This window comes from Pseudomonas fungipugnans (genome assembly GCF_029955235.1).
In the GTDB taxonomy this organism is placed as follows: Bacteria; Pseudomonadota; Gammaproteobacteria; order Pseudomonadales; family Pseudomonadaceae; genus Aquipseudomonas; species Aquipseudomonas fungipugnans.
This window is the reverse complement of sequence record NZ_JARBWL010000001.1, coordinates 456,633-481,544: the sequence shown is the minus strand read 5'-3', so window position 1 is coordinate 481,544 and position 24,912 is coordinate 456,633. Positions and strand designations below refer to the sequence as shown.

Below are 24,912 nucleotides of genomic sequence, written 5' to 3'. Positions count from 1 at the left end.
GCCACAAGGCCGTGTTCACTCAAGTCCGGTCAGACGCTCAGCAACAAGAACTCCCGCTCCCAGGAGCTGATCACGCGTTTGAAGTTTTCGTGTTCGGCGCGTTTCACTGCGACATAACCACGAACAAACTTGCTGCCCAGATAACGGCCAACGGTTTCGCATTCTTCCATTTGCGTCAGCGCGTCCTCGATGGTGATCGGCAGGCGCAGATTGCGTCGTTCATAGGCGCGACCCTGCACCGCAGCGCTCGGTGCAACCTGTTCGACCATGCCCAGATAGCCGCACAACAGGCTGGCGGCAATCGCCAGGTACGGGTTGGCATCGGCCCCCGGCAGGCGATTTTCAACACGCATCGCTTCGGGGCCGGAGGTCGGTACACGCAGGCCGACGGTGCGGTTTTCTTCGCCCCATTCCACGTTGACCGGTGCCGAGGTGTCCGGCAGGAAGCGGCGGAACGAGTTGACGTTGGGCGCGAACATCGGCAGCACTTTGGGGATGTACTTTTGCAGGCCGCCAATGTGGTGCAGGAACAGCTCGCTCATGCTGCCGTCGGCGTTGGCGAAGATCGGCTGGCCAGTGACGATGTCGACCACGCTCTGGTGCAAGTGCATGGCGCTGCCGGGCTCGTCGCCAATCGGCTTGGCCATGAAGGTCGCGGTGACGTTGTGCTTGAGTGCCGCTTCACGCAGGGTGCGTTTGAACACGGTGATCTGGTCGGCCAGGTCCAGCGCGTCGCCGTGACGGAAGTTGATTTCCATCTGCGCCGGACCGTCTTCGTGGATCAGCGTGTCGAGGTCCAGGCCCTGGAGTTCGCACCAGTCATAGACGTCTTCGAACAGCGGATCGAATTCGTTGGCGGCGTCGATGGAAAACGATTGCCGACCACTTTCCGCTCGCCCGGAACGACCCAGCGGCGCCTTGAGCGGCAAGTCCGGATCTTCGCAACGCTGGGTCAGGTAGAACTCCATTTCCGGGGCGACAATCGGTTTCCAGCCCTTGTCGGTGTACAGCTGCAAGACTTTTTTCAACACGTTGCGCGGCGACAGTTCGATCGGGTTGCCGAATTTGTCGAAGGTGTCGTGGATGACGATGGCTGTCGGTTCGATGGCCCATGGCACCACGTAGACCGCGTCGGAAACCGGCTTGCAGACCATGTCGATGTCGGCCGGATCGAGCAGGTCGTAGTAGATGTCGTCGTCGACAAAGTCCCCGGTTACCGTTTGCAAAAGCACACTTTCCGGCAGGCGCATGCCTCGCTCATGCAGGAACTTGTTGGTGGGTGCGATTTTGCCGCGAGCGATGCCGGTCAAGTCGCTGACCACACACTCGACTTCAGTAATCTTGTGATCTTTCAGCCACGTGAACAGCTGATCGAAAGGGGCATTCATAAAGACCTCGTAAGTGGTTTTGTTAACGCGGGGGAGGGTGGCTGCATCAACCGAAGACTTCCCCTGTGGCGCGTTGGCGACTATCTTGGGCGAGCCTTGCCGTTCCATCTATCCACTTTAAGCAGCACCAAAACGCACCAAACGAGTGCGTAAGGTCATCCCATGTCAGTGTGCAACCCGTTACAGGTCCAGGCGTTCAATACCGCCGATGTGGCCGAACAAATCCGCGCCACACCCGGTTGGGTACAGCATTACCAGCAGATGTCGCCCGGGCATTTCGCGGGTCTGGTGCGCTATCTCGACTTGCAGGGCGTGGAGATTTACGAAGAACGCATGAACACCCGCGTCGAGCAGAATTTCAGTGCGCCACAAGGCTCACTGGCGTTCTGTTTTGATCGCAGCGACAACGCGCTGTACGTGTTGAACGGTGAAAGCCGCAACATCTGGATCACCCCTGAGAACTATCAGGAAATCGCCGTGGTGTTTGGCCCGGAGTTCGTGCAGCGCCATGGCTTGAACATCGCACGGCTTGAAGGGCTGTTCATGTCGCCGCTCAATTGCCAGCAGAATGCGTTGTTCAGTCGCTGGCTCAGCGGCACCCTGACCCGACTGGCGCAAACCTTCGACCCACCGAGCCGCGACGCCCTGACCGAGCAGTTGCTCGAAGACTGTCTGTACATCCTCGACAATGCCTGTGTGCGCCTGGACCGTGGCGGTTTGCAGCGCAGGAGCGATGAGCGAATGATCATGAAACGGGTCGGTGAATGGGCCGCGGATTGTCCGGAAGACACCCTGAACCTGCTGCAACTGTCGCAGGTGGCCGGTGTGTCGCTGCGCCAGTTGCAACATGCCTTCAAGGCCTACACCGGCATCTCGCCTACCCACTGGCTGCGCTTGCGCCGCCTCAACAGTGCCCGCCGCGAACTGCTCAGCCGCACGGCGCTGGAAACCACGGTGGCCGAAGTGGCGATGCATTGGTCATTCTGGCACCTGGGGCGGTTTTCCAGCAGTTATCGGGCGTTGTTCAAAGAGTTGCCCAGCGAGACGCTTAAACGCTCGCGCTGTGCAACGTCCCAGACGTCAGGACTGATCTATTAACGCAAGCTGTTATTGCGAACTGCATTCACAGCTTTTATTTATGTTTAACCCGTCAATCATTGTCTGTCAGACGCTTCCTGCAAGTATCTCTGGATGTTTCTGGATAAAATGCCTGCCACTTATATTTTCTTATAAATCAACGGCTTGAATATATTTAAAAGTAACAAGCCCGGTTTGACGCTGCGCAGATCTCTTCTAGTTTTCTGCCTGTCGATGCAATGGATGCATCGTTAAAATCAAATCGAGGTCATCAACATGGCAGTGCCTTTGAAAGACACGCAAAGCAGCAATAATCTTCCACAAGCCGTCCTTCATCTTATTTCCGGTGAATACCCCGGTGTTGCACGCAGCGCCGGTGTATTGACCAAAGAAGATGTGATCAAGATCAAACAGTATGTGAAGAAGGGCCTGGCGCTTCCCAGCGAGTTGCCGGAAGTCGAGTCCTACCTGAAATACACCAAGGTCAATATTGCCGGGCTTGAGCCAAGTGATATTCAGGTGCTGTTCAAGAAAATCCGCATTCACGCCTCCAGCTGGGATGCGGTGGAAAGCAAGATCATCCAGCAGAGCATTGACCTCAGTTCAGCGGCCAAGAACATCGTCAGCAGTGGCGGCGAAATCATTTCCGTGATCAAGGAAATGCCGATCATGGAACGCGTCAAGACCACGCTGGGGCAACTGAGCAATAACGATCTGGAGGGCATCAAATACACCTCCGATGACGGTGAAGTCGCTTGTGCCGTGACCGAAATCATCGAGCTGATGAAGGTCGATATCAAACGCCAGCAAGGCGCTACCCAGGAGCTCAAGGACCGCATTTCCAACTTCAAGATCGAGTTGTCGGGCGGCGAGCTGTCCACCGGCAAACGCGTCTTCGGCTTGCAGTCCGAGGTCAAGGGCAAGTACGACTTGATGGAGCGCAACAACTTCGTCGAGTCCATCGCCAGCACCAAAAAAACCATCAGTGAAAAGAAAGACCGGATCACCCAGTTGGACAAGGACTACGACTATTACGTCGGCATGTCGTTCTCGGGTGGCCTGCCAATTTTCTGGCCGATTTCAGGCTCGATATTCGGCCCCAAAGCCGAGACGGCGCGCAAAGAGCGCAACGCCTTGAAGACGGAAGTCGATGAGTTGCAGACCGCCGTCAGTGGCAAGGAAGGCTTGCAAAGTGCGCTGGAAAGTTCGATGTCGAACTTCGGCGATATCGGTATCCGCATGGCCGGCGCCGAAGCGGCACTCAATATCCTGAACACTATGTGGCAAACCATGTTGAGCAAGATCGACTCGTCGGTTGAACAGTTCGGCCGTATCGACAACGCCTTGCGCCTGACCTCGTTCGTTGCCGAGTTTGCGATGGTGATCGACCCGTGGCGCGACGTGAAGAACACCTCGGGCGAACTGGTCAAGATCTTCAATGAAGCGCTGGAAGAATACAAAAAGAGCTTCAACTAATTATTGCAAAATGACGATGGGATTATTGCCATGAGCAGTGTTAAACCGATTAACGAAAACAGCCTTCCCCGAATCGATGTGAAGAAGATCATTCAGACCATTCGGGACATTTCGCGCCTGGCCAACTTCAGGCATGAGCGCTCTGACGTGTTGCAGGAGCGGGCGCAACGGGTGGTCGCCTACCTTAACAACCTCGATAAAAACATGCGCGAGGCGTTTCCGGTGTTGCTGACCGCGCTCAAGGGCGCCTCGGGGCAGAACTATTTCAGTGCCCTTGAGGAGCTGAGCGGCGCCTTGACCAGCAATGACCTGAGCGCGCAGGATCGCGACCTGATCGAAGGTGAAGTCACCAATATCAAGGCCAACATCGAATCCATGCTGGATCGGGTTGCCGCAAAGTTCACCGCTCACGCGCTGCTGCTTGAGGGCGAAGTGCGCAGCCTGTACAAGATCGAAATCGATGAACGTGCCGATGAGCCACTCAAGGTCGCCAAGGAACGCAAGGCCAGGGTTCTGGCGCAACTCAATGAGCAGACGCTGGCCAAGGCGATCTGCGTGGAAAAACGCGACGTGCTGGTGAAGGCGCAAGACGTGATTCGCGAGTTCAACCTGGCCGAGATGTATAAAAACTACATTCCGGAAGGCAAGGCGCTGGATGACCTGGACATCGAAAATCCAAAGAAAGAAGCGGTCAAACAGGCGATAGAGCTGGTCCGCAAAGTCCTGGGCGTGGTGTCTACGGGCATCAAGTACATCGAACTGGCCAATTCGCGAAACAACCTGGACAAGGAAATCCAGTCCATTTCGCTGTTGATGGACGGCTTGAACAGCGACCTTCAGCTGGCCGAGGACACCTTGTCCGATGTCAGCGCCGTGATCGACATCAGCCAACAGCGCCAGGTAGTGGGTGATGAGATCATCTCGGTGGTCGGCATCTGGGCGGGTTTCCCGGTCGCGCTCGGCAGCCTGAAAAAGACCGACTACACACCGGCGCATCTATCCGTGTTGCTGAACCGCTACAAGGCCCATTTGCAGACACTGAGCGATGACTACAACAGCATCATGATCAACTGACCTGACTGCACACAAAAAACCCTGTGGGAGCTCGCTCCCACAGGGTTTTTTGTGTGATCTGAGATTCAACTCTTCCACGGTTTCAGCCACAGCCCCAACGCACCCAGCAATATCGCCCCGCCCATGATGCTGATACCCAACTGCAACCAGACATTCGCCAGCGGATGCAGCAGCACGGCGGCCAGGCCAAGTAACACCACGCTCAGCCCCCACAGCAACGGCCAGCGCAGTACGCCAAGCAGCTGCTGGCGTTGCATGAGCTGCACATTCGTCAGCAGCACGCCACCGAGCGCCGCGATCGGAATAGCGGTCAAGCCAAAAAACATCGGCAGCACCGCGAGCAGGATGGCGTTGAACAGACTGCCCAGCAATTCGCATTTCAAGGGCATGCGGGTATCGCCGGCTGCATAGGCGTAACGCGCCAACATGGCGTTCCAGGCACCGAACACCAGCGGCGTGGCAAACCATCCCAACAGTGCCGGCAGCGGGCCGTTCGCACTTTGGGCCGGTAACAGAAAATGAATCAACGCCGGGCTCGCACCCACCAGGCCGAAGGCGGCGGGCAGGCTCAATAACGTCGCCGCATCCAGCCCGCGGCGCAGCAAGACCAGTCGCTGTTCGCCTTGCTTGCCGCTCATCAGCCCGAGCAACACCTGATTGAGGCTCATCAACGCAATCAACGGCAGGTTGATCAATTTGCGCGCCAGGTTGACCCAAGTGACCACGCCTTCGCCCAGGTAACTGGCCACCAGACGCTCCAGCAGTGCCAGGCCCTGACTTGCCAGATTGCTGGCCAGCAACGGACCGATGCGCCCGACCAGCTCGCGACTGGCACCGGGTTCTCCACGCATTTGCCAGGGGCGCCAGCCGAACTGCCAGAGCGGCGGCAACAGCGGCAGGCACATCAGCAGGCTGCCGGCGAAAAACGCCATCGACAACTCGGCGCTGACGCTGGAATGGCCGCGCACAAACAGGTAGAGCACCGGGGGCAGATTGAACAGCAGCGACCCCAGCCCCGGCAGGACAAACCGCTGTCGGGCCTGCAAGGCAATGCTGAACAACGCGTGCACCAGCAACCCCGGCACACAGGCGGCCAGCCACCGCAGATTGGACGCTGCTTCGGCATGGGCATCGCTGTCCAGACCGGGGCCGATCAACCGGACCCAGAGCGGCGAAGCCAACGCCAGCACGGCATACAACACCAGTCCAAACGCCAACAGGCGCGGGGTCAGGCCGTTCAGCCAGACGCGCTGGCGCAGCTCGTCGCGTTGTTGATAAAGGGGCAGGGCGGCGGCGGCGAGCAACCCGGCGGCGAGGGTCATGCGCACGGCTTCGGGAATGAACACCGCGACCAGAAACGCATCGCTGCGATTGCCCGCGCCCCACGCCGCCACCAGCAGCCATTCGCGGGCAAAACCGGCCACCAGCCCGGCAAGGGTTGCCAGGGTCAGCCACAGGGTGCTGCCGAACATTAATGAAACAGGGTGAACAGGCCCTTGCCACCCACCTTGTAATTCAAGTCGTGGGGGCGCTCGCCCATGGACTTGGCGCCGCTGCCGCCAACGATTTTGTACGGTGCAATATTTTTCGCCACCAGGGTATTGGCCGTCACCACGGCGCCGCGTCCGATGCGGGTGCTGTGACCGATCAATGCCCGCGTGGCGATCCAGGCATAGTCGTCAATGTAGATCGGCCCGGACACGGACCAGAACTCGGGCGCGGCGGTGTCATGGCTGCCGGCAATGATCAGTACATGCGAGGCAATCGCCACATGGTCGCCGATGATCAGCCCGGCACGGGCGTCGACCTGGCAGTGCCAGGCAATCACGCTGTCGGCGCCAATCACCAGATTTTCAATGCCCAACACTTCGGTGTTACGCCAGATGCTCGAACCCTCGCCGATTTTCGCACCGCCCAGGCGTAGCCAGGCCAGTCGCACATGGTGGCTGGGGATCTTGTTGATCAGGATGTTGTAGGCCTGCTCCCAGGCCCGCAGCCAGCGGTCTTTGAGGGTGATCCAGTTCTTGCCGTAACGCGGCACGAGGGTCGTCGGGATGTCCTTGCGCAAGCGTCCGTAAAGGCGCTGCGCCAGAGGGTCTTCAATGATCGCCTCGATGTCCACCGAACAGATGCTGTAGCGCAGGCTTTCACCTTCGCCCTCGACGAAGAACACGTCGTGGCTCATCCCCCACGCGTAGGCCGTCATCAGTTGATCCAGGCTGACACCCAGTTCAACGGCCAGTGATGGCAGGCGTTCGGGCAGGTCGGTCGAATGAAAAATCCGATGTTTCATGCTGGGCTATCCTTGGGCGCTGGAAGGGAATGAACAATCGTCGGACGCAGGCGGACCTGTTGCAGGCTCAGGCCCATCAACAGCCAGAACAGCCCGATCAGGACGAACGTGAAACTGAAGTAATGGTCGAACAAACCGGTCAGCAGCGCCGCCAGCAGGCCGGCAACGCAGCCCAGCCACAACGCGTTTTCGGGGTTGACCTGACGCACCAGGGCCAATGGCCGTACTTCACGCCACCACAGCACGGTGATGGTGACGAACAGCAGCATGCCGGGGATGCCGATTTTGTAGATGAAGTTCAGCCACAGGTTGGAAATGCCCGGCAGACCACTGCCCGGAACGGGCGGATCGATCTTGAAGCCGATGCCCAGCGGATAGCGGGCCATGACCTCGGGGAACTTCGAATACTCGTCAAAGCGCACTTCGGTACTGGCGTTGGTCGCCGAGAAAATCGTCAGCAGGCGTTCCTGCAACGGCGGGTAAAACATCACCAGCGCCACGGCGAACGCCGCGCCTATGCCGATGATCCGGCCGCTATAAGGCACACGCTTGTAGGTCAGCCAGATCAATACCAGCACCAGCGCCAGGATCGCCCCACGGGAAATACTCAGCAGCAGGCCGGCGCAGCCCAGGACTGCCACCGCCAGGCCCAGCGCACGGCGCAGGCCTTTTTGTGTCCAGCCATACAACAGCGCCATGGGGATGAACAGCACCAGCACGCCGCCGGTGAGGTTAGGGTGAACCCAGGGTGACGCCATGCGCTGGTAGTTGGCGGAGAAGATGTCCTGCACTGCCTCCGGGTGTGCGTATTTGAGGTCGGTGAGAATCGGGATCATCGACATCGCGTTACGGGTCTTGAGGAACATGAAGATCGACAGCAGCAGCATCGCCAGGTTGCCCAGCAACAGCGCGATCACCAGTTTGTCCCGGTCGGCGTCACTGCGCAGCAGCAGCGGCACCATGAACAGCAAGGACAGGTTCATCAGCCAGCGCACCCAGTTCACCGGGCCGTTGCCCTCGGCGTGGATGATGATCATCCCCCAGAGGAAAGGGATGATGCTGAACAGCATCAACCAGGCCATGGCGCGTTCCGTGGGCCGCCAGAGCAGCAGGTTGCGGGTCTTGCCGATAAAGGACTGCCAGAACACGCCGACCCAGGTCAGCCCCAGCACCGCTTCACTGATCGTGGTGCGCACCCCCAGCTCCAGCGTGGTGTAGGGGATGCTGGTGGCCAACAACGCAAAAATCAGCAAGCCCCATAGCGGTTTGCGGACCAGGGTAAGGGCGACCGCAAGGCCAATCACCACGAAGATGACTTTGGCGGGTGGCAGCGCCCACAGCAGAACGCCGAAGACGAGGCCCAACAGCAGCGCGATGATTTTTCCTGGCAGCATCAGCGATACAACGCTCTGAGTAGGGTGTCGAGGCGATAGCGGTAGGCCGGTCCGTCGAACTTGCGGGCCCAGTCGCGCAGCGCTTGCGTATCGGCGGGCGTTTCGTCCTCTGCCTGATTGATCAAGGCGGCTTTGAGCTGGGCGCGGTCATGGGCGCCGAAACGTCGTGCCGATGGCGGCGCCACTTCATCCAGCGCCGAGCCCCTGGCCACGGCCACCGGTGTACCGACGCTCAACGCCTCGATCACCGGCAGGCCAAAGCCTTCGGCATACGAGGGCTGCCACAGGCATTGGGCGTGCACATACAGCGCGTGCAACTGGGCATCGCTGACGCCATTGACCCAGTGCAACCCCGGCAATCCGGCCAGTTCCGCGGGCAAATCACTGGCGTGACCGACCAGCACCAACGGCGGGACACTCGGGTGCTCCCGTCGGCAGGCGTGCCAGTTCTCGACAAAAAACGCCATGTTCTTGCGTGGCTCGCGGGTGCCCACCACCAGCCAATAGCGCTCGGGCAAACCTTCGGGCAACACCCCTGGTTCCTCCTGGTACTCGGGAACCAGATTGTTCAGGACCCGGACCTTGGGTTTTGCCCACGGGAACAGCCTGACCGCTTCATTGCAGGAATAACGCGACGGGCACCAGACTTCATCGGCAATCCAGATCGACCAGGCAATCGAGGCGGCGTCAATCATGCGGTACGCCAAGGCCTTGGTCTTTGAGCGATGAAAGTTGTTCTGGGTCAGCTGGAACAGGTCATGCAGGATCAGCACGTAACGCGTCCCGGCCGGTTTGTGGCCCAGCGGCAAGCCCATGTTGGCGGTGGCGATATACAAGTCGATGGTGTGCTCACGCAAGGCCGCGGGCAGGAATTTACGCTCGAAGCGCAGCCGCACCTGAGGCCGTTGCAGGCCGTCGAGCGGGCTTGTCCATGGCGGGCAGACAGCGCTCAGCCGTTGTGGGTGGTCCAGCGGCGCTTCGCTGAACAGCACCAGTTCTGTGTCACCGCGCTCCAGCAACGATTCTTCAAGTGCCTTGACCTGACGGCCAATGCCCGACGAGGGCGCGACGGTGGCGGGACGGTAATCCAGGGCTACGCGCATAGTGGGCTGACCTCGGCAGATGGCAATGTCCGGTAGATCTTCTCCAGCTCATCGCCGGCCACCGACCAGTCGTGATAATCGCGGGCATAACGACGTGCCGCATCAGCCAGACGGGCGGCGAGCAACGGCTCGGTCAGCAGGCGTACCACCGCATCGGCCAGCGCTTGCGCGGTTTCGCCGGCCAGATAGTGTTCTTCTGCACGCACCACAAGCCCCGACGCGCCTTGCCCGGTACTGACCAGCGGCAGGCCGGCAGCCATGGCCTCCAGCACCTTGAGTTTGGAGCCGCCACCGTGACGCAACGCCGCAAGAAACAACGCACAACGCCCCTGCAAGGCGGGCAGGTCGGGAACAAACCCCAGCCATTCAATGCGCCTGTCAGGCCAGCGTTCGGCCCAGGCGGCCGGCAACGCATACCCGGCAACGGCCAGACGCGCCTCGGGGCAGGTTTGCCAGACGCGAGGAAAGATGTCCTCCAGCATCCATTGCACGGCGTCCAGGTTCGGGGCGTATTCGTAGTTGCCGACAAACAGCACACGCTGGCTGTCCGGGGCAGCGACCACCCCGGCGAAGGCGTGGCTGTCGACGCCGTTGACCACCACATCAACCGGCGTGGCCGTCAGTTGGCGCATGGCGTGTGCGTCTGTTTCGGTCACGGCCACAACGTGCCTGGCCGAGTTGAAGGCCTTGCGTTCCCAACGCCGGCAGCGCCACTGATCGAAACGCACAAAGGGCAGCGCCCATCCCGGAAAGCGATCATAGGTGGCACCGCCCAGGCTGGATTCGAGGTTGTGTTCGGTCAGCACGAAATCCCTGGACGTATTCAGCAGTGGTTGCAGATAGGGCTGCAAGCTGTAGCTGTGCTCGATTTGAATCACATCCCAGGGCTCGCGCAGCAGTTCGTCGAAGCATTGGCGCAAGGCACGGGACAGGCCATTGATGGTGGTCAGCAGCGGCCAGGGCGCAAACAGCCCGGCCAGTACGGTCATGGGGTGTTTGAGCGGACGACGCGGGATCACGATCAGGCGTTCGAGCCAGGGTTCAATCGCGGCCCGGGCGCCAGCGTCTGCCTCGGTCTTGGATTGCACCAGCAGGGTAATCCGGTGGCCACGTTCGCTGAGTGTCCGAAGCAGGTGGTATTGCCGGGTCTTGCCGCCGCTGGTCATGGGCCAGGGCAGATAGGGCAGAATCCAGAGGATTTTCAAATACGGCGCTCCATTTCAGCGTTGTCTACCACACCAGAATCTGCAGGGTCGGTTTTACCCCGGGCGTAATGCCGTCCGCCGCGTCGAGGTTTTGCTGCGTACCGGTCAGCGGGTCGTAAAGGCTGGCCTGATGAATCTCCGGCAATTTCAACGTGCCCGTTTCGGCACTCCAGAACATCAACAGTTGTTTGCCGTCATCGCGGGTCCAGGCCACGCTGTAGAAGCTGTCGGGCGCGCCTTCGAGCACGGGTGTCTTGCCGGGCTTGAGCCGTGGGCCGGTGATGTCGAGAAAGCGTGCCAATGCCTGATACACCGGTTTTGGTTCGCCGTTCAGATCAAGCAGGCCGTAGTGCTGGTCGCGGGCCGAGGCGCGATCATCGAGGTCGGACAGCGCGAAGAGAAATATCCGCTGATAGTCCTGGGTACTCATCAGCGCCAGGCGCCGCAAGGTGTAATCCGCCTGGCCATCAACGCCGATCAGCGCCTGCATTTCTCTTGGACCGGCGTAACTGGACCAGCCCCATTCGGTGGCCCAGACATTTTTCAGCCCGGCGTTGTGCAGCATGTCGTTGAGTTGCTTGCCGCGCAGCAGCACTTCGTTTTTGCCCGGCTCGTCAGTTTCCGGCGTCACGGAATAAGGGTGATAGGCCGCGACCATGCCAAGGCTCTGCACGCCGAGTTTGCCGAGGGCCTGGAACATCAGGGTTTTGCCCAGCGTCGGCATCTGGCTGTAGTAGGCCATGCCGCCCATGACCTGGGTTTTACCGGGCGCGACCTGGTCCAGCGCCTGATGGGTAGCCAGCAACAGTTGGCCGTAGGCGGCGGGATCGACCTGCGGGCGCCAGTTGTTGGGCAGGTTCTGCTCGTTCCACACCTGCCAGGCGTCAATGTTGGGGTAGCGTTGGGCAAGCATGGCCATGCGCGTGGCATAGACCTTGGGGTCTTTGGGCGGGTATTGATCCTGAAACGGCGCGCCGACCGGCGCCCGGGTAATGAACGGCGCCGAGCCGACCAGATAGAACACTGATTTGAGCCCGCTGGCGGTCAGGGTCTTGTCCAGCTCATCAAGCGTCGACAACTGATAGTCGTCTTCCTTCGGCTCCAGGCGATCCCAGTGCAGGTCCACCCGCACCCATTGCAGCCCCAGCTTCTGATAGGCGCTGATCTGCTTGCGGTACTGCGCCGGGGTGAACCACAAAAAGTGTGCATTCACCCCCAAATAGTCTTTCCATTCCAGGGTGCGTTCGGACGCAAGATTGATCGGCACTGCAATGGCTGGCTGGCTGAGCAAACCCGTAGCGCTGAACATCAGCGCCGCAACGACAGGCAGGAGAGGGCGGCGGCAAGAGGTCATAGGGTTCGCTCCTCACACGCCGCCTTGAACAGATCGGAAAAACGCCGGGCCGTTGCCGACCACTCACGCTGTTGCCCGGTTTCGCCGGCCCGAACCGCCCACTGACGCGCCAGGTCGGGGTCGAGCACCAGCCGGGTCAGGCAGTTGCTCAATGACTCGACATCACCTTGCTGATAGGTAATGCCATTGCCGGCCGCGACTTCCTCGGCAAAGGCACGGGCGTCGGAGGTGATCACGCCGCGCCCGCAGGCGTTGGCCCAGGACAGCGCGCCGCTGGTGCCACGCATCTGCCCCAGCCAGCCGAGCTTTTTCGATTCGCGGTAAGGCAGCACCATGACGTGGTGCGCCTGAATGGTGTGGGCGATCTCGCTGGATGGCAGGTCCAGTTGCCAGTCGACGATGTCGTCGAGTTGCAACTCGCTGATCCGTCGACGCAGCCCGTCAAGGTAGTTGCCCGCCGGGTCGAAGGTCATTTCCGGCGCGGTGCCGCCAGCCAGCGTCAAGCGCACGTGGCCGCGCGATTGTGGATGCGTCGCGAGCGTGCGGGCAAAGGCTTCAATCAGGTCTTCGATGCCTTTTCCTCGGTAGATGAAACCGAAATACAGCAGACGCAGCGGTTCCAGTGGTGGCAGTTCGACCGGCGTGATCGGCAGGTTGCCGTGCGCAATCACCGCCACCTGGTCCGCACGCAAGCCCATGCGCTGGCGCAGGCAGTCGCCGCCCAGGCGGGTGAGGGTGATCAGGCGCGCCATGCGTCTGGCCAGAAGTCGTTCTTCATGCAGAGTCAGTGGGTCAGCGAGCAGCGCAGCGGCCTGCGGCATCGGATGCGGCAGACGTTCGAGCAGGGTCAAGGGCCAGAACAGCCGGGCGCGGCGCCAGATCAGTCGTTCAGGGTCGTGCACCGTGGCGGTCAGGGGAATCTGCGGTTGTGTGCGGCTCAAGTAGTCGAGGGCCTGAAATTCACCGAATCGACCGCCACCGAGTTCGGCGTGCACCAGGTCAACAGTGCGCCAGTCCAGCGCCTTGAGGCGCGCCAGTTGCTGCGTCAGGTCGTGACAGCCGGCCAATGGCGTCAGCACCTCGATGCCCAGGCCGCGCAGTGCCGTGCTGAAATGCGCGGCATAGTCGGCAATCCCGGTTTGCTCAGGAGGCAGCGGGGCCAGCAGCACGATTCGCATCAGGCCGCTCCACGCCAGTTGTTCAGGCGCGCCAGCACCGAAGCCGGCACTTCGAAGCGGCGGCGATTGAGGATAAGGCCATCGACTTTGCCAAATGCGGTCGTGAGCAGTGACATGGCGTTTTCGATCATTGGCACGGTGCTGGTGCGCGCCTCGATCACCAGGGCGATCAGGTCGGCGCGGCGCAGCAGCAAGAAAGTTTCCTGATTCGATGACAGTGCCGAAGCGTCCAGCAGCAATACTTCGCCGGGCTGCGCAGGGTCGGCGGCGTTGACCTTCACCCGATGCCCGCGCTCCTCAATCAGATGGCGCAGTTGCTCGATGATGAAACTCACGCCTTCGCCATGACGCGCCGAGGTCAGGCCCAGCGCCAGGCCTTCGGCCTCGATTCGCTGCATGGGTAACAAGCTGTACAACCGGTAAATACTGGCCGTCATGGCCGCAGGCGTTGCATCGTCTCGGTCCGGCACGCTACCCCACAACGGCGTCTGGAACAGCTCCTGCAGTCGCGCCCCGTCGTGGATGCGCTGGTCCAGCAGGTAGCAGACATAGATGGTCAGCAGCCCCACCGCCAGGCCGGCGGGAATGGCAAACAGCAGGATCAGCAGGCTTTTGGGGAATACGCGAGCCGGGTTCAGCGTGGCATGCTCGATCAGCGCGATATTGCTGATCTGGCTGCTGTCCAGCTCGTGGTCGATACGCGCCTGCTCAAGATTTTCCGAATACAGCGCATAGCTTTTTTCAGCCGTGTTCAGTTGTTGAGTCAGGCGGTTGAGCACCGGTTCATCGGTCATTACCCGGTCACGTTCGGTACGCAATGCGTCGAGGTTCTTGTCGTAGTCGGCGATTTGTCCGACCAGTTTCTGTTGCTGCAACTGGGCGTCGATCACCTGCTGCCTGACGTTGGTCACCAGGCCGTTGGGCGCGGTGTTTCTGGAGCGTTCCAGACGAGTCTCTTCTTCGGCGCTCATGGTTTGCAGTGACTGGATGTTCTCTTCGATCTGTTTCACCGCTGGCGCCCCTGGCAGGTAAGTGCGCAACAGCCGTGCGCGCTCGACTTGCAGGGTGTTGATCTGGCGCTTGAGGTCGAGCTGGGTCGGGTTGAGGCTGGTTTCGCGCGTGGTCACCACTTCAGCCGGCTGGTCCTTGATTTGCTGACGGGCGTTGATCAGGAAACTGCTGAGGCCGGACAACTGATTCTGCGCATTGACCCGTGCATCGGTGAGGCGGTCGATCTGGCTGGTGAGGTTTTTCAGGCGGGCGTCGACGCTGATCGAATCGATCTGCTTCAGTCGGCCTTGCAGTTGTTCCCTCAGGCCGAGAATCTGCGAAGCCACCTTGTCGCCTTCGGTTTCATAAAACGCATACAGGCTTTTGCGGCCCAGCACGCGGGCGCGTTCCTCCAGATACGCATCGACCCAGATCTGCACGACCTGCTGCGCCACTTGCGGATCATCCCAGGTAAAGCTGACTTCGATCACTGACGAGCCCGGCTCGTGACTGGCCGAGAAGTTTTTCTCCAGGCGGGTGGCCAGGCGGTCGAGAGGGCTTTGCTCTTCGGCAAGTCCCACGAACTGCAATACGCTGCGCACGCCTCCGATCACGCCACCCGCGGCCTTCTTGGCGTAAAACTTCAGGGTTTTCCAGAAGCCCTCGGGCGGCGCGTCGGCGGTCATTGCCAGGTAACGCTCGGCGACCATGTGCACGATAGGCCGGCCGGTGAGCATTTTTTCCTCATCGACGATCGGATCGTGCTGGGTGCTTGGCGCGATCAAGGTCTGTCGGTTGCCAGCCTCGATCGGCACCGTGGTGCTTTCGCGCCCGGGCTTGACCAGCAGCCGCGCGTTTGACTCATAGCTGGCCGGCAGCAGGAAAGCGCCCAGCACCGCGACCACGATCGTGGTAATGACCGCCAGCCGGAACTCACGGCGGAAGATGAAGAACAGTCGTAGCAGGTCGCGTAGAGAGCGTATTTCGATCACAGGATCACTCCGTTGATGACGCGGTAAACAGTGGCTGATGAAAACAGATCACGTGAGCCGGTCCTGTCGCCTAAGGTGCAGTGTTGAAATAGTTGTTGGTGTTGCCGCTGTTCTTCACGCCCTGATTGTTCAGGTCATAGTTGAAGCCGACGCCAATGCCTTTGTTGACCGGGAACAGCCGCGTGAAGTACATGTCCACGGCTTCGACGGTGCTGCCGATCCGCGACTGCGGCACGTAGATCAGGTCACCCCGCTGCAAGGTCACCATCGGGTGATTGGGGTCGCTGAGCAGGCTGCTCAAATCGACGAAATACATGGTGTACTTGCCGTTGGCGCCGGTTCTGAGCAGGGCGATGTTGGAGCTGTCCGCCGACGGCAACACGCCACCGGAACTGAGCAGCGCCTGCTCGATGGAGACGTTGCCGGCCAGGTTGAAGAACGCCGGATTGGCCACGGCCCCCCCAATGAACACCCGGTTACTGGGGGCGATGGCGATATTCACCGTCACTGCCGGCTCACGAAAGATCGTCTTGTAGCGGTCGGTGATTTCCTTGCCCAGGTCCTCGGGGGTGCGCTGCGAGGCTTTGATCCGGCCGATATTGGGCAGCGAAATGAACCCGTCGGGGCGCACCACGAACAAGGTCACTTCATCGGATTTGGCCGGCTCCTGGGCATCGCGCACGATGCGCAGGGTGTCGGCATTCTGAATCAGCACCTGGGCGGGTGGCAGGTCGGCGAGGGTCAAGGCCGCCTGATGTCGGGCCTTGACGGTGTCGCTGTCGGGCAGCGCAACATGCGCGGGCGTGGAGCAGCCGGCCAGCCACAGGGAGGCGGTCAGGATGCTCGACAGACACAGCGTTGAACGTCGGTTAGTGGTCGTCATTGACAGCTCAGGTCCAGTAGTTGGAAAACATGCCCAGGCGACGCTTGAGCGTCGTTGGCAGATGATGTTCAGCGTGCCCCAGGCGATAGCCCAGCAATTTCAGGGCACTGCGCAGTAGCACTTCCGGCACCCGGTGCAACGCGCCCGCTTCACGCAGGGCCTGCAATTCAGCCAGCACAAAGCGTTTGCCTTCGCCTCCGGCAGCACCGAATGTTTCGCCGATCCAGCGCTCACGGCCGTAGAACACGCCGATATCGAAATAGCGGCGAAATTCCTGCAGGAGACTGTAGTGGTGCGAGTGCTCTACGCAGGCGCTGGCGGCGTAGCGCACGAGGTAACCGTCAAGCAGCATGCGCGCGGCGACATAGGCGTCTTCGCTGCCGATCACATCGGCAGGAAAACCACCGATGGCGTCCAGCGCGCTTCGGCGATACATGGAAAACGAGTCCGAACTGAAGCACGTCTTGATACCCAGCTCAGGAGCATCGTCCAGGCTTTTGGTCCGGCTCTGGGCGGTGTAGTTGAATCGCCGCGCTTGCGCTTCCAGCACCCCGGCGCCGGGGTGGGGCAGTTGGCGACCGTAGGCGACACCGATACGCGGGTCCTGCTGCAATTCATCCAGCAGATTGGCAAACGTCTGCGCACTGGCCGGGATCGCATCCTGAGTCAGCATGATCAACGCGTCGGCATCGACCTGCTGGCTGGCCCAACGGCGGGTGCCGCCATGGTTGAAGGTGCTGGCAGGGATCACATGCACCTGCGCGCCGAAATCCCGAAAGCGGCTGACCGTGTCATCGGTGGAGCTGCTGTCAACCACCAGCACCGTATCCGGTTGCAGGGTCTGGGCCTTCAACGCGGGCAACAACCGGTCCAGATGCGGCTGCGCGTTGCGGGTCGGGATGATCAGTGCCAGGCGAGTCAAGGTTTCACCTGGGCAGGTGCGCGACCATAGATGTCATCGAAACGCACGATGTCGTCTTCGCCAAGATATTCGCCGCTTTGTACCTCGATCATCACCAGATCGATGATCCCCGGATTGCTCAGGCGATGACGATGCCCGGACGGGATGTAGGTGGACTCGTTGCTGCGCAACAGAATCTCCTGGTCACCGTTGGTGATCATTGCCGCGCCGCTCACGACGATCCAGTGTTCGCTGCGGTGATGGTGCATTTGCAGGGACAACGACTCCCCGGGCTTGACCACGATGCGTTTGATTTTGTAGCGCGAACTTTCCTCCAGCACGGTGTACATGCCCCAGGGTCGAGTGACGGTGCGGTGCAGGCTGAACGCCGGGTGATTCTGGCGTTTGAGTTCCTGGACAATGTGGCGCACGTCCTGGGTGCGAGAAGCATCGGCCACCAGAATCGCATCCGGCGTATCGACGATGATCAGGTTGCTGATGCCAACGGCGCCCAGCACCCGTTTGGGCGAGTCGATGTAGCAATTGTGAACGTCATGCAGCACCGCTTCGCCATTGATCTGATTACCCGATTCGTCACTGGGCGTGAGCTGGCGCAGCGCGTCCCAGGAACCGATGTCACTCCAGCCGATGTCGCATGGAACCACCGCGACGCGCTCGGATTTCTCCATCAGTGCGACATCGATCGAGACGTCCGGGGCGAGGGCGAAGCTGTCTGCGCCAAGCTCACGCTGGCGGCAACGCGGGTTGTCCAGGGTCACGCCGTTTTCAAGACTGGCTTTGGCTGCAGCCAGCACATCAGGCGCATGCAGCGTCAACTCTTGCAGCAGGGTGTCGGCGCGAAAGCAGAACATGCCGGCATTCCACAGGTGCTTGCCGCCATCGACATACGCTTGTGCAGTTGTCAGGTCAGGCTTTTCGACGAAGCGCGCAACACGAAAACCCTGAGTCAGCGCCGCGCCTTGTTCTATATAGCCGAAGCCGGTTTCGGCCTTGTCCGGGCGAATGCCGAAAGTCACCAGATAACCTTCGTCGGCCAGCGCACGGGCCTGACTGACGGCGCGCACGAACGCGTCCTCGTCCAGGATCAGATGGTCGGCCGGCATCACCAGCAAGTGCGAAGCCTCGCCCAGATGCGCTTGAACATGCAGCGCGGCGACGGCAATGGCAGCCGCTGTATTACGGCCGAAGGGCTCAAGCAGCAGGTCAAGGCTCAGGTGTTCGCTGTTGACGCTGCGGTAGTCGTCGAGTGTGCGAAACAGCAGTTCACGGTTGGTCACCGTCAACACGCAGCTCACATCGGGTAAATGCCCGGCACGAATGAAGGTCTTTTGCAGCAGACTCTGACCATCACGCATGCGCATGAACGGCTTGGGCATGTTCTGCCGCGAAACAGGCCAAAGACGCGAGCCCGAGCCACCCGAGATAATGCAGGGGATCAATGCAGTGAGTGCGCTCATCAATAGACTTCCTTCGTGGACAGAATGGCCGGGATCGTCATGAACACGATGTACAGATCCAGCCAGACCGACCATTTCGAGATGTACTCGAGGTCGTACTCGACGCGCTTCTGGATTTTGTACAGGGTGTCGGTTTCGCCCCGGTAGCCGTTGATCTGGGCCCAACCGGTAATGCCGGGCTTGACCCGATGGCGAGAGCTGTATTCACGCACAGCTTCCTCGAAAGGCACGCCGGCCGCCTTGGTCGCCGTGGCGTGGGGCCTGGGGCCGACAATCGACATGTTGCCCATCAGCACGTTGAACAACTGCGGCAACTCATCAATGCTGGTCTTGCGGATAAAGCGCCCGACACGGGTGATTCGCGGATCTTCACGGGTGGTCTGGCGCTCGGCGTTGCGGTCGGTCTGATTGACATACATCGACCTGAACTTGAACACGCGAATCAGCCGGTCGTTGTAGCCATAACGCTTTTGCCGGAACAGCGCCGGGCCCTTGGAGTCGAGCCGCACGGCGAGGGCGGTTGCCAGCAGAATGGGCGACAACAGGACAATGCCCACGGTCGCGAGTACGAGGTCTTCGCAACGTTTGATCAAGGGTGACCAGCCCTTTAGCGGCAACTCGGACGTATTGAACATCAGGATGCCGGCAACATCGGTGATGCGGTTGTGGCCAAAGCGCAGTGTGGTGATGTCGGGGACCAGTGCCACGTTCACCGACATCTGCCGCAAGCGCTTGACCAGACCGCCGATGCGCGCCTCTGCCGCCCAGGGGAGGGCGATCAGGACTTGATTGACCTGCTCGGAGCGAATCAGCTTTTCCAGGTCGCGGCTGTTTCCCAGCAGCGGCAGGCCCGACAGTTCGGTCGGTATGCGTTCGGTGCGGTCATCAATGAAGCCGATCAGCCCGGAACGGATATCGCCGTTGCGCTGGATATGCTCGGCGACAAACAGGGCGCTCTCGGTAAAGCCGAGGATGACGGTGCGTTGCAGGTACTTGCCGGTGTCCATCCAGTATCGGAACAGGTGCAGCAACAGCAAACGCTCGATGCCGAACATGATCAGGCTGGCGAAGAACCAGAGGGCCAGGTCACGCACACTGAAAACGGGCAGCAGGTGCAGCCCCTGGTACATGAACAGCAGGATGCAAAACGCTGAAGTCCAGGCCATCAGCATCACCCGGAAACGCAGGCGATTGCTGAAAAAATCCTCGCTGTACACGCCCAGCGCCTTGAACATGATGACCGTCAGTACCGCAAAGAAAACCAGCAGCCCGAGCACCGTGTGCCATACATCAGAGGAAGGAGATTCAAGGCAGAACAGCAGAATGACTGCCGGCAATGCTGCAGTCAGGGCGTGGGTGACTTTCACGCCGGCAATGAAGAGTTCCATGAAACCGGCGCGTGTCAGGAACCTGCTGTCTATCGACTTTTCAAGCATGTCAGCCCTTCACTGCCGGGACACCCCAGCTCGACTACGGATGAAAATTAAGGGCAGTGGCAGGTTGCAAATGCAGCGCTGTGCACCCGTGCCAAAGTGGCCGCAGGAATGATGGCGCTATGATGCTATCGGCATTTCCTTTGTGTCAATCATTTGACTTGAGTAAGGCAATGAAGAAACTTTCATTATTTCTGAATGACTTTCGACATTTATTTGACGATCGGTCATGTTGGTGCTCCCTGCATCCGCATGGCACTCACGTGGCCAGCCTGTCGCTGGCCGTTTGCTGTTTTTTGAGTCTGGTTCAGCACCTGCATTCTGTCCAATGAGGTGGCCGGACATTTCAAGGGCCCACGATGACAGGTTTTTCGGGGCCGCAGTCTCCTGGCAAGACTTGTTCAGAATCCTGAACGCCGTTTGTCACTCAGCCCCGTCGGCGATCGGCTCTTGTGTCGCCTCTGTCTCGTGATGGTGGGTCGAGCCAATGAACAGATACATGGCGGGCACCATGAAAAGCGTCAGCAGGGTACCGATCGAGAGTCCCGAGAAAATCACCAGCCCCATGTCGTGACGCCCCGCTGCGCCGGCGCCGGAGGCCCATACCAGCGGCACCACGCCCAGCACCATCGCCGCCGTGGTCATCAGGATGGGGCGTAAACGCACCCCGGCGGCTTCTTCGATGGCCTCGCGCTTGCTGTGACCGGCGCGTTGCAGTTCGTTGGCAAACTGGACGATCAGAATCCCGTGTTTGGTGATCAGGCCGAGGAGGGTGACAAGCCCCACCTGCGTGTACACGTTGATCGAAGCGAAACCCATGGTGATGAAAGCCAGCGCGCCGAACAGAGCCGGCGGCACCGAGAACAGGATCACCACCGGGTCGCGGTAACTCTCGAACTGGAACGCCAATGCCAGATAGACGATGAGAATCGAAAACAGCAGCAGGCCGACGAATCCGCCCGACTCCTGAATGAACTGCCTCGACTCGCCAGAGAAGTCAGACGAGTAACCGGAGGGCGCCACGCTTTTCAGGATACCGTCCAGTTTTTGCAGCAACTCGCCCTGAGCCGTGCCACTGACCCCGGAGATGGTCGCCGAGTTGAGTTGCTGGAAGTGGTTGACCGACTCCGGCTCTGTTGTCGTCTCGATGTGCGCCACCGTACGCGCCGGAATCATTGCCCCTGATGGCGTGCGAATGTAGTAATCGAGAATCTGGTCCGGGTTCAGGCGGTCGACCTGCAACACCTGGGGAATGACCTTGTAGGAGCGTCCGGCCGTCGAGAAGTAATTGACATAGTTGCCGCCCAACGCGGCTGACAGCGCGGCACCGACATCAGCTTGCGTCATGCCCAGCGCAGCAATTTTTTCCCGGTCTACGACCAGCTTGGCCTGCGGCTTGTCGAGCTTCAAATCCAGGTCGGAGAAATAGAACAGCTGCTGTTTGAGTGCCTCGGCCAACACCGCCTTGGCCACTTCATTGAGGTTGTCGACCGTGTCGGTGGTGGTAATGACGAACTGCACCGGCAGCCCCTGTGCGCCTGGCAACGACGGCAGCGGAAAGGCCGCGATGGTGGCGCCGGGCACCTGATTCCATTTCTGTTGCAGCTCCAGAATCAACTGCGCTTGCGAGCGGTCACGATCACCCCATGACTTCATCAACACACCGCCAAGTCCCTGATTGAGCGCCGGCAAGCCGGTGAGCTGGAACATCTGCGCGTATTCCGGTTCCTGTTTGGCGATCTGGAACGCCTGGTCGGCAATCCTTTCCATCTGTGTCGGTGAGGCCGTCGGCGGGCCCTTGATCTGCATGAACACCAGCCCCTGATCCTCGGTCGGCGACAGCTCGCTCTTGGCGGTCATGCCACTGGCCGCCACCAGCGCGAACAGCAGGAAGCCAAAGATCACCAGCACCGGCCAGGCATCCAGGCCGGCTGACAACACGCTGTGATAGCGGCCACGCAGCCAGTCGAAATACTGGTCAAGCTTGCGGGCGAATTTGCCTTCTTCCTGACCGGTCTTGAACAGCTTGGAGGTCATCATGGGCGACAAGGTCAACGCCACGACGGCTGACACCGACACCGCGCCCGCCAGCGAGAAACAGAACTCCTTGAACAGCGCCCCGGTGAGGCCGCTGCGAAGGCCAATGGGCACGTAGGCGGCAATCAGCACCACGGTCATGGCGACGATGGGGCCGCCCAATTCCCGGGCGGCGTGGATCGCGGCTTCGAATACGCTCTTGCCTTCTTCCTTGATATGTCGGTCGACGTTTTCCACCACAATGATCGCGTCATCGACCACCAGACCGATTGCCAGCACCAACGCCAGCAGGGTCAGCAGGTTGATGGTGTAGCCCAGCAGAAACATGATGAAGAAGGTGCCGATCAGCGACAGCGGGATTGCCACCAACGGCACGATCACGGCACGGAACGAGCCGAGGAACAGGTAGATCACGATCGAAACAATCACCATGGCCTCGGCCAGGGTCTTAACCACTTCCTCGATCGAGGTGTTGATGAAGGCCGTGGAGTCGTAGACGATTTCGCCACGAACCCCCGCCGGCAGTTGTGATTGCAGCTCGGGGAACACTTTGCGCACGTTATCGGCGACGTTCAGGATGTTGGCGGTCGGCGCCGTCTTGATACCGATGAATACCGAGCGTTTGCCGGAGAACGCCACGCTGCTGTCGTAGTTTTCTGCCCCCAGCGTGACGTTGGCGACATCTTCCAGGTACACCAGGGCGTCGCCGTTCTGCTTGATTACCAGGCGCTTGAACTCATCCACCGAGTGCAAATCGGTCCCGGCGGTCAGGTCGACGGTGAGCATCTGGCCTTTGGTCGAGCCGACAGCCGACAGGTAGTTGTTGTTGGCCAGGGCCACGGAAACGTCCTGCGCCGAAACGTTATGGGCCGCCAACTTGTCCGGGTCCAGCCAGGCCCGCATCGCAAACTGGCGTGCGCCGAGGATTTCTGCGGTCTGCACGCCTTCGAGTGAGTCGAGCTTGGGCTTGACCACCCGCACCAGATAATCGGTGATGTTGTTGGTGGGCAATGTGTCGCTGTAGAAGCCCAGGTACATGGCATCGGTGGTCTGTCCGACGGCGACCGTCAGCACCGGCTCCTGTGCCTGCGCGGGCAACTGGTTCTTGACTGAGTTGACCTGGGTGTTGATCTCGGTCAGCGCCTTGCTGGCGTCATAGTTGAGCCGCAACGTCGCAGTGATGGTCGAGGTGCTGGTAATGCTGGAGGAGGCCAGGTAGTCGATGCCCTGCGCCTGCGCGACGGCCGATTCCAGTGGCTGGGTGATGAAGCCGGCAATTGTCGAGGCGTCCGCGCCGTAGTAGGCCGTGGTGATGGTCACGACCGTGTTTTCGGTGCGCGGCCACTGATTGACCGGCAAGCCGAAGATCGAGCGCAGCCCCAGGATCAGGATGAACAGCGAGATGACGACGGCCCAGACCGGTCGCTTGATGAAGGTATCGGTAAATTTCATGGGACACCTTATTTTTCTTGTGGCGTCGGGGCGGCGTCGTTCAAGGGCGCGGCACTGTTATCGACCTTCACCGATGAGCCATTCTTGAGCTTCATCTGGCCACTGGTGATCACCATATCGCCTTCCTTCACACCACTGAGGATCGCGACCTGATCGCCGCGGGTCGGGCCAGTTTCGATGAACGTCTGCTGCGCCGTGAGCACGTCTTCGCCCTTGTCGTTTTTCGTCGTGGTTGCAATGAACACGGTGGTCCCGTAGGGGTTATAGGTGACCGAAGTCTGGGGCACGGTGAGGTAATGCTGCTTGGCGCCGGACTCGACAGACGCACGGGCAAACATGCCAGGCACCAGGCGTTGCGCGGAATTGCCGATGGTCGCCTCGACTGTGACGTTACGGGTGGTCTGGTCGAATTTGGTGTCGATGGACGTCACCTGGCCAGTGAACGTCTGCTTGGGCAAGCCGTCTGCCGTGACCGTCACCGGTTGGCCGATGGCAATCGCCTGCAGCTGGGTTTGTGGCACGTTGAAGTCGATGTAGATGGGGTCGAATGTCTGCAGGGTCGCGATCTTGTCGCCGGGATTGAGGTACTGGCCGGGGTTGACGCCGGTAATGCCGATACGTCCGGCAAACGGCGCGCGAATGCTTTTCTTCGCCACCAATGCCCGTTGCTGTTCAGCGGCGGCGAGTTTGGCTTTCAGGTCGGCATCGTCTGCATCGACCTGTGCTTGCGATACGGCATGCACCGCCAACTGCGCCTTGTCTCGTTTAAGGACAGTGGCCGCCAGGTCCGCCGTGGCCTCCAGCGAATGCAGTTGGGCGACGTCCGAGTCGGCATTCAGCTGCACGAGCAGTGCTTGTGCCGCGACTTCCTGGCCCGGTTTGAAGCCAATGGTGCGCACGATGCCGCCCACCTCCGTGGTGACGTCGACCCCGCGAACGGCCTTCATCGAGCCGACGGCAGACACGCTTGGCTGCCAATCGGCGAACTGCGCCTTCATGGCGGTCACTACTGAGGGTGGTTGCGGCACCTTTGACTGTGCGATCAGCTTGGAAATCTGGGTGTATTTCACGCCGGCGATGATTGCGACAATGATCAGGACCACGGCGATCATGATGATCATCGGTCGAAGCAGCCGCCGTTTACGCGGGCTGCCGGGTTCGGTCGACCGAGGGGGCAGGGGAGAGTCAGTCTTGACGTCGTCCA

The 24,912-nt window shown here is 60.3% G+C and carries 18 protein-coding genes; 3 read left to right on the top strand and 15 right to left on the bottom strand.

Annotation, left to right across the window (positions count from 1 at the left end):
- Positions 1–29: 29 nt before the first annotated feature.
- Positions 30–1,388, bottom strand: coding sequence for a glutamine synthetase family protein (locus tag POF45_RS02195; RefSeq protein WP_259502990.1), 1,359 nt, complete (start codon positions 1,386–1,388; stop codon positions 30–32).
- A 162-nt stretch (positions 1,389–1,550) separates the two neighbouring features.
- On the opposite strand from POF45_RS02195, the gene POF45_RS02190 reads away from it, so the two are divergent.
- The 3 genes from POF45_RS02190 (at position 1,551) to POF45_RS02180 (ending at position 5,015) form a co-directional block, all read left to right on the top strand.
- On the top strand, positions 1,551–2,486 hold the full coding sequence (locus tag POF45_RS02190) for a helix-turn-helix domain-containing protein (protein WP_259502991.1): 936 nt from the start codon (positions 1,551–1,553) through the stop codon (positions 2,484–2,486).
- 255 nt (positions 2,487–2,741) lie between these two features.
- Positions 2,742–3,941, top strand: a complete 1,200-nt coding sequence (locus POF45_RS02185; RefSeq protein ID WP_259502992.1) for an alpha-xenorhabdolysin family binary toxin subunit A — start codon at positions 2,742–2,744, stop codon at positions 3,939–3,941.
- Positions 3,942–3,971: 30 nt separating this feature from the next.
- Positions 3,972–5,015: an alpha-xenorhabdolysin family binary toxin subunit B gene (locus tag POF45_RS02180; RefSeq protein ID WP_259502993.1), complete on the top strand. Its 1,044-nt coding sequence runs from the start codon at positions 3,972–3,974 to the stop codon at positions 5,013–5,015.
- Between the two features lie 65 nt (positions 5,016–5,080).
- Here POF45_RS02180 and POF45_RS02175 read toward each other — a convergent pair whose 3' ends face one another.
- The 14 genes from POF45_RS02175 to POF45_RS02110 all read right to left on the bottom strand — a co-directional run bounded on the left by POF45_RS02175 (position 5,081) and on the right by POF45_RS02110 (position 24,829).
- Positions 5,081–6,487, bottom strand: a complete 1,407-nt coding sequence (locus tag POF45_RS02175) for a lipid II flippase MurJ (RefSeq protein ID WP_282314938.1) — start codon at positions 6,485–6,487, stop codon at positions 5,081–5,083.
- Positions 6,487–7,308, bottom strand: a complete 822-nt coding sequence (locus tag POF45_RS02170; protein WP_259502995.1) for an acyltransferase — start codon at positions 7,306–7,308, stop codon at positions 6,487–6,489. Before POF45_RS02170 ends, POF45_RS02175 begins: the two co-directional genes overlap by 1 nt.
- Positions 7,305–8,702 (bottom strand): O-antigen ligase family protein, encoded by a 1,398-nt coding sequence (locus POF45_RS02165; RefSeq protein ID WP_282314937.1) that lies wholly within the window; start codon positions 8,700–8,702, stop codon positions 7,305–7,307. Before POF45_RS02165 ends, POF45_RS02170 begins: the two co-directional genes overlap by 4 nt.
- Positions 8,702–9,805, bottom strand: coding sequence for a glycosyltransferase family 4 protein (locus POF45_RS02160; RefSeq protein ID WP_282314936.1), 1,104 nt, complete (start codon positions 9,803–9,805; stop codon positions 8,702–8,704). Before POF45_RS02160 ends, POF45_RS02165 begins: the two co-directional genes overlap by 1 nt.
- Complete coding sequence (locus POF45_RS02155; protein WP_282314935.1) at positions 9,796–11,010, bottom strand: glycosyltransferase family 4 protein; 1,215 nt, start codon at positions 11,008–11,010, stop codon at positions 9,796–9,798. The genes POF45_RS02160 and POF45_RS02155 overlap by 10 nt, the downstream gene beginning before the upstream one ends.
- 25 nt (positions 11,011–11,035) lie before the next feature.
- A complete protein-coding gene (locus POF45_RS02150) occupies positions 11,036–12,364 on the bottom strand; it encodes a glycoside hydrolase 5 family protein (RefSeq protein WP_282314934.1) in 1,329 nt (442 codons plus the stop codon).
- The gene (locus tag POF45_RS02145; RefSeq protein WP_259503000.1) at positions 12,361–13,542 is read right to left on the bottom strand and encodes a glycosyltransferase; all 1,182 of its coding nucleotides are present in this window, start codon (positions 13,540–13,542) and stop codon (positions 12,361–12,363) included. Before POF45_RS02145 ends, POF45_RS02150 begins: the two co-directional genes overlap by 4 nt.
- Positions 13,542–15,524 carry a GumC family protein gene (locus POF45_RS02140; RefSeq protein ID WP_282314933.1) on the bottom strand — a complete coding sequence of 661 codons (1,983 nt, stop codon included), beginning with the start codon at positions 15,522–15,524 and terminating at the stop codon, positions 13,542–13,544. The genes POF45_RS02145 and POF45_RS02140 overlap by 1 nt, the downstream gene beginning before the upstream one ends.
- Positions 15,525–15,594: 70 nt before the next feature.
- The gene (locus POF45_RS02135) at positions 15,595–16,407 is read right to left on the bottom strand and encodes a polysaccharide biosynthesis/export family protein (RefSeq protein WP_259503002.1); all 813 of its coding nucleotides are present in this window, start codon (positions 16,405–16,407) and stop codon (positions 15,595–15,597) included.
- Positions 16,408–16,414: 7 nt separating this feature from the next.
- A complete protein-coding gene (locus POF45_RS02130) occupies positions 16,415–17,329 on the bottom strand; it encodes a glycosyltransferase family 2 protein (protein ID WP_259503003.1) in 915 nt (304 codons plus the stop codon).
- A complete protein-coding gene (locus POF45_RS02125) occupies positions 17,326–18,786 on the bottom strand; it encodes a mannose-1-phosphate guanylyltransferase/mannose-6-phosphate isomerase (RefSeq protein WP_259503004.1) in 1,461 nt (486 codons plus the stop codon). The genes POF45_RS02130 and POF45_RS02125 overlap by 4 nt, the downstream gene beginning before the upstream one ends.
- Positions 18,786–20,222: an undecaprenyl-phosphate glucose phosphotransferase gene (locus POF45_RS02120; protein WP_282314932.1), complete on the bottom strand. Its 1,437-nt coding sequence runs from the start codon at positions 20,220–20,222 to the stop codon at positions 18,786–18,788. The genes POF45_RS02125 and POF45_RS02120 overlap by 1 nt, the downstream gene beginning before the upstream one ends.
- A 420-nt stretch (positions 20,223–20,642) precedes the next feature.
- The gene (locus tag POF45_RS02115; RefSeq protein ID WP_282314931.1) at positions 20,643–23,708 is read right to left on the bottom strand and encodes an efflux RND transporter permease subunit; all 3,066 of its coding nucleotides are present in this window, start codon (positions 23,706–23,708) and stop codon (positions 20,643–20,645) included.
- Between the two features lie 8 nt (positions 23,709–23,716).
- The gene (locus POF45_RS02110; RefSeq protein ID WP_282315986.1) at positions 23,717–24,829 is read right to left on the bottom strand and encodes an efflux RND transporter periplasmic adaptor subunit; all 1,113 of its coding nucleotides are present in this window, start codon (positions 24,827–24,829) and stop codon (positions 23,717–23,719) included.
- Positions 24,830–24,912 lie beyond the last annotated feature (83 nt).